The organism is Pseudomonas sp. NPDC087346 (assembly GCF_044744235.1).
Classification (GTDB): domain Bacteria; phylum Pseudomonadota; class Gammaproteobacteria; order Pseudomonadales; family Pseudomonadaceae; genus Aquipseudomonas.
The window spans coordinates 1-5,853 of sequence record NZ_JBIUXX010000128.1; the positions used below are offsets into that span (position 1 = coordinate 1).

Below are 5,853 nucleotides of genomic sequence, written 5' to 3' on the forward strand. Positions count from 1 at the left end.
GCCTTTGCACAGATCACCCAGCAGGGTCAGGATCGCGAATGAGTGGCTCGGGCAATGCCGGCGCCACCAACATGCTGCGCCTGGCCGGTCGCAAACTCGCGATCCTGACCCTGCTGGGTGATCTGTGCAAAGGCCTGGTGCCGGTGCTGCTCGCCTCGGCAATCGGCCTGTCGCTGCAGGATCAGGCCTGGATCGGCGTCTGCGCCGTGATCGGTCACCTGTTCCCACTGTATTTCCGTTTTCGCGGCGGCAAAGGTGTCGCCACCGCTGCCGGCATGCTGCTGGGCCTGTATCCACCCGCCGCGCTGCTGGCGGTTTGCGCCTGGCTGCTGACGTTCTACCTGACCCGCACCAGCTCGCTGGCGGCGCTGATTGCCACGCCGCTGACCTTGCCACTGCTCGCCTGGCAAGAACCCGAGGCGTTGCTGCCGATGAGCGCGTTGACGCTGCTGATCGTCTGGCGCCATCGCGGCAATCTACGCGACCTGTTTGCCGGGCGCGAACGGCATTTTTAAATGCCGTCCATGAACACCGCTCGTCACAGCGCCGACAACTGCTCCATCGGCCAGCGCGCCTGCACGCTGATCGCCAGACTTTCGTGCTGACCCGCCTGTAAACGCTGGCATCCGGCGAACGCGATCATCGCGCCGTTATCGGTGCAGAACTCCGGACGCGCATAAAACACATCGCCCTTCATGTCGCCGAGCATTTTTTCCAGCGAAACACGCAACGCCTTGTTGGCGCTGACGCCGCCAGCGATCACCAGACGCTTCATGCCGGCCTGCTTCAGGGCTCGCTTGCACTTGAAGGTCAAAGTCTCCACCACGGCCTGCTGGAACGCCAGAGCGATGTCGCAACGGGCTTGTTCGCCGTCGTCCCCGGCGCTGACACATTGCTGCCAGGTGTTAAGCGCGGAGGTTTTCAGGCCGCTGAAGCTGAAATCCAGTCCCGGTCGATCACACATCGGACGCGGAAAGGTGAAACGTCCTGCGACGCCCTGCTCCGCCAGTTTGGCGATTTCCGGACCACCGGGGTAATTGAGCCCCATCATCTTCGCGGTTTTGTCGAACGCTTCACCGGCTGCGTCGTCGAGCGTCTCGCCGAGCAAGGTGTATTGGCCGATGCCATCGACCTGAACCAGCTGCGTATGACCGCCGGAGACCAACAAAGCGACGAACGGGAATTCCGGTGGCTGCGCCTCCAGCATCGGCGCCAGCAAATGGCCTTCCATGTGGTGTACACCGAGCGCCGGAATGCCCCAGGCAAACGCCAAAGCCTGAGCGCAGGAAGCACCGACCAGCAACGCCCCGACCAGGCCAGGACCCGCGGTATAGGCGATGGCGTCGATCTCGGTCGGCACGCAGTCGGCCTCGGCCAACACCTGACGAATCAAGGGCAGCATGCGCTTGACGTGATCACGCGAGGCCAGCTCCGGCACCACGCCACCATAGGCGCGATGCAGGTCGATCTGACTGAACAATGCGTCGGCCAGCAGGCCACGTTCACTGTCATATAATGCGACGCCGGTTTCGTCGCAGGAGGTTTCTAATCCCAGTACTAGCATGGGTTTGCGCCTTGTTTAGGCTGAATTCGAAGGCGCGCATAATAGTCCCCGAGTGAGGCCCCGACCAGCGGTTTTCGATCAGAGGCTTTGCATTCCGAGCGATGAGGGGTTAACATCCGCAACCCTTAAAAACCGACGTCTTCAAGTGCTCTTTTGCCGCGAGGATGTTGACCCCGGTAATGAATGAAGGTAGCTCTGGATGCCAGCCGTCAAAGTTAAAGAGAACGAACCCTTCGACGTAGCTCTGCGTCGTTTCAAGCGCTCCTGCGAAAAAGCCGGTGTACTGGCTGAAGTTCGTAGCCGCGAATTTTACGAGAAGCCAACTTCTGAGCGTAAGCGCAAAGCAGCAGCCGCTGTTAAGCGTCACGCCAAGAAAGTTCAGCGCGAACAGCGCCGCGCCGTTCGTCTGTACTAATACACAGACGTTCGTAGCAAGCTTCTTTGCCTAAGCCCGGCTCTCAGCCGGGCTAATGGCATTTGCGTAAAACGCTTGATGCTTCACCGTCGAAGCCGCACACGCGACCGAGACGAATCTGCTTCACACGTCAGACCTGGCTCTTTTGCCAGCGGTGCACGTCTTTTCTGACGAGCCTTTCAAGGCTACTGACGAGCACACCCACTGATTCCTCTCACGACGATCAGCCCAAGGCACCTGCATGCGTGCCCGCTTTATTGAGCTATCCGAGGCCCTTAACCGGCCGTCAGCGGATTCAGCGCAACACTTTCAAATAGTCGAAAACTGATTGGTACTAACGTCAGTGGATTTTCGGCAGATACACTTCCCGACAGCGATTACGCAGACGACACCGGTCGAGCCGCACATTTTGCGCGCTTCAAACATCGACCCGCGTCCGACAACCTTCGCATCGGACTTATTGCAGCACAGACGACGAGTACGCCATGGCCGGGCTGATTCCCCAGAGCTTCATTGACGACCTGCTGAACCGCACCGACATCGTCGACGTGGTCAGCTCGCGCGTGCAATTGAAGAAGGCTGGCAAGAATTACACCGCCTGCTGCCCGTTTCACAAAGAGAAAACCCCGTCCTTCAGCGTCAGCCCCGACAAGCAGTTCTATTATTGCTTCGGCTGCGGCGCGGGCGGTAACGCGCTCGGTTTTCTCATGGATCACGACAACCTGGATTTCCCCCAGGCCATCGAAGATCTGGCCAAAGCCGCCGGCATGGAGATTCCTCGCGAGGAAAGCGGTCGCCCGCACAAGCCGCGACAGCCGACGGATTCACCGCTGTATCCGCTGCTCACCGCCGCCGCCGACTTTTATCGGCAGTCACTCAAGAGTCATCCATCGCGCAAAGCCGCAGTGGATTACCTCAAGGGCCGCGGCCTGACCGGCGAGATTGCACGGGACTTTGGCCTTGGTTTCGCGCCGCCGGGCTGGGACAACCTGTTCAAGCACTTGAGCAGCGATACCCTGCAACAGAAAGCCATGGTCGACGCCGGCCTGCTGATCGAGAACGCCGAAACCGGCAAACGCTATGACCGCTTCCGCGATCGCGTGATGTTCCCGATCCGCGACACCCGCGGGCGGATCATCGCCTTCGGTGGTCGAGTGCTTGGCGACGACAAACCGAAATACCTGAACTCACCGGAAACCCCGGTATTCCATAAAGGCCAGGAACTCTACGGCCTCTATGAAGCACGCAAGAACAATCGCAACCTCGATGAAATCATCGTCGTCGAAGGTTATATGGACGTCATCGCCCTCGCCCAGCAAGGCCTGCGAAATGCCGTCGCGACGCTTGGCACTGCCACCAGCGAAGAACACCTCAAGCGCCTGTTCCGCGTCGTGCCGAACGTATTGTTCTGCTTCGACGGCGACCAGGCCGGCCGCAATGCCGCGTGGCGCGCACTGGAAGCAACGCTACCCTGCCTGCAAGACGGGCGCCGGGCGCGATTCCTGTTTTTGCCCGAGGGCGAAGACCCGGACACCCTGGTCCGCGCCGAGGGCACCGATGCCTTCCGCGCCCGGATCAACCAGCATGCGCAGCCGCTGGCGGACTATTTCTTCCAGCAACTGACCGAAGAGTCCGATCCACGCTCGCTCGAAGGCAAGGCCCATATGGCCACCCTCGCCGCACCGTTGATCGATAAAGTGCCGGGCGCCAACCTGCGCATTCTGATGCGTCAGCGCCTGACCGAAATCACCGGCCTGAGCAGCGAGACCGTCAGTCAGCTCGCGCAAGGTGCGCCGCAGGAAGCGCCGCCCGCCTACGATCCGGGCATCGATTACGACGCAATGCCGGACTACAGCGACTACCATCAGCCGCAGGCGCAGGACATGTATGCGCCGCAGCAGGAATGGACGCCGAAGAAACCCGGTGCCGGCGGCAAGAAGTGGGACAAAAAGCCATGGGACAAGAACGGCAAGCGCGGTGATCGCGATCAACCGCAACGCCAGCGCACGCCGATTGGCGTCGAGTCGCCGACCCTGACTGCCCTGCGAACACTGCTTCATCACCCGCAACTGGCCGAGCGCGTCGAAGACGCCGGGCACATTGCGGACGAAAATCAGACCAACGCCCAGCTACTTGTGGCGCTGCTCGAAGCCGTACAGAAGAATCCCAAGCTAAACTCATTTCAGTTGATCGCGCGATGGCACGGCACTGAACAGGGACGCCTGTTAAAGGCATTGGCAGAAAAGGAATGGCTGATTGACGGTGACAACCTTGAACAACAGTTTTTCGACACCATTACTAGCTTGTCAGCCCGCCAACGCGAGCGAAATCTTGAACAGTTACTCAGGAAAGCCCGTCAAAGCGAACTGAGTATCGAAGAGAAAAATCAACTGCGCGACCTTCTAAGTCGCAATGTTTCCGCATCAAGCCCGACCTCAACTGGCGCGTGAGGTCATAGCTCAGGTATAATCCTCGGCTTGTTTTTTGCCCGCCAAGACCTTCAGTGGATAGGGTGTTATGTCCGGAAAAGCGCAACAGTCTCGTATTATTGAGTTGATCAAGCTTGGTCGTGAGCAGAAGTATCTGACTTACGCCGAGGTCAACGACCACCTGCCCGAGGATATTTCAGATCCTGAGCAGGTGGAAGACATCATCCGCATGATTAACGACATGGGGATCCCCGTTCACGAGAGTGCTCCGGATGCGGACGCCCTTATGTTGGCCGACGCCGATACCGACGAGGCCGCTGCGGAAGAAGCAGCAGCCGCGCTGGCAGCGGTGGAGACCGATATCGGTCGCACCACTGACCCGGTGCGCATGTACATGCGTGAAATGGGTACAGTCGAGCTTCTGACTCGTGAAGGCGAAATTGAAATCGCCAAACGTATCGAAGAAGGCATCCGTGAAGTGATGAGCGCAATCGCGCACTTCCCTGGCACGGTCGACCATATTCTTTCCGAGTACACTCGCGTCACCACCGAAGGTGGTCGCCTGTCCGACGTCCTGAGCGGTTACATCGACCCGGACGACGGCATTGCGCCGCCTGCCGAAGTGCCGCCGCCAGTCGAGGCGAAAGCCGCCAAGGCCGACGACGATACCGAAGAAGATGAAGCCGAATCTTCCGATGACGAAGAAGAAGCCGAAAGCGGTCCTGATCCGGTTATCGCTGCCCAGCGTTTTGGTGCAGTCGCCGACCAGATGGAAATCACCCGCAAGGCCCTGAAAAAGCACGGTCGCAGCAATAAGGCAACGATTGCCGAGTTGTTGGCACTGGCCGAGCTGTTCATGCCGATCAAACTGGTGCCGAAGCAATTCGAAGGCCTGGTCGAGCGTGTTCGCGGTGCCCTGGATCGTCTGCGTCAGCAAGAGCGCGCGATCATGCAACTGTGTGTACGTGATGCACGTATGCCACGCGCCGATTTCCTGCGTCAGTTCCCGGGTAACGAAGTCGACGAAAGCTGGTCCGACGCTCTGGCCAAAGGCAAAAGCAAGTACGCCGAAGCCATTGCTCGTGTTCAGCCGGACATCATCCGTTGCCAGCAGAAGCTGACCGCGCTGGAAACCGAAACAGGTTTGACCATCGCTGAAATCAAGGACATCAACCGTCGCATGTCGATCGGTGAGGCCAAGGCCCGCCGCGCGAAAAAAGAGATGGTTGAAGCGAACTTGCGTCTGGTGATCTCGATCGCCAAGAAGTACACCAACCGTGGCCTGCAATTCCTCGATTTGATCCAGGAAGGAATCATCGGTCTGATGAAAGCGGTAGACAAGTTCGAATACCGTCGCGGTTACAAGTTCTCGACTTATGCCACCTGGTGGATATGTGTTTTGATATCTGTATAGATTGGTGTAGTGTAAGTGTGTATCTTTATTT

At 58.9% G+C, this 5,853-nt stretch carries 4 protein-coding genes and 1 pseudogene; 4 read left to right on the top strand and 1 reads right to left on the bottom strand.

The genetic code is table 11. The features are described 5' to 3' along the window. Nucleotides 1-515, top strand: a 515-nt coding sequence (gene plsY / locus ACIOZM_RS31080; RefSeq protein ID WP_401221383.1) for a glycerol-3-phosphate 1-O-acyltransferase PlsY, incomplete at its 5' end; no start/stop codon positions are given. A gap of 23 nt (nt 516-538) precedes the next feature. On the opposite strand, the gene tsaD is transcribed toward plsY, so the two are convergent. Further along, the gene (gene tsaD / locus ACIOZM_RS31085) at nt 539-1,564 is read right to left on the bottom strand and encodes a tRNA (adenosine(37)-N6)-threonylcarbamoyltransferase complex transferase subunit TsaD (protein WP_401221384.1); all 1,026 of its coding nucleotides are present in this window, start codon (nt 1,562-1,564) and stop codon (nt 539-541) included. A gap of 199 nt (nt 1,565-1,763) precedes the next feature. On the opposite strand from tsaD, the gene rpsU reads away from it, so the two are divergent. The 3 genes and pseudogenes from rpsU to ACIOZM_RS31100 all read left to right on the top strand — a co-directional run. Next, a complete protein-coding gene (gene rpsU / locus ACIOZM_RS31090) occupies nt 1,764-1,979 on the top strand; it encodes a 30S ribosomal protein S21 (protein ID WP_002551877.1) in 216 nt (71 codons plus the stop codon). 485 nt (nt 1,980-2,464) lie between these two features. Further along, entirely contained in the window at nt 2,465-4,429 is a 1,965-nt protein-coding gene (gene dnaG, locus ACIOZM_RS31095; protein WP_401221387.1) for a DNA primase, read from the top strand. Nucleotides 4,430-4,496: 67 nt separating this feature from the next. Beyond that, nucleotides 4,497-5,801, top strand: a pseudogene (locus ACIOZM_RS31100) (sigma-70 family RNA polymerase sigma factor); the annotation flags it as partial. Between the last annotated feature and the right edge of the window lie 52 nt (nt 5,802-5,853).

Excerpts from the sequence above, each read along its gene's own strand:
- tsaD (WP_401221384.1), bottom strand. The coding sequence starts at position 1,564 with ATGCTAGTACTGGGATTAGAAACCTCCTGCGACGAAACCGGCGTCGCA.
- rpsU (WP_002551877.1), top strand. The coding sequence starts at position 1,764 with ATGCCAGCCGTCAAAGTTAAAGAGAACGAACCCTTCGACGTAGCTCTG.
- dnaG (WP_401221387.1), top strand. The coding sequence starts at position 2,465 with ATGGCCGGGCTGATTCCCCAGAGCTTCATTGACGACCTGCTGAACCGC.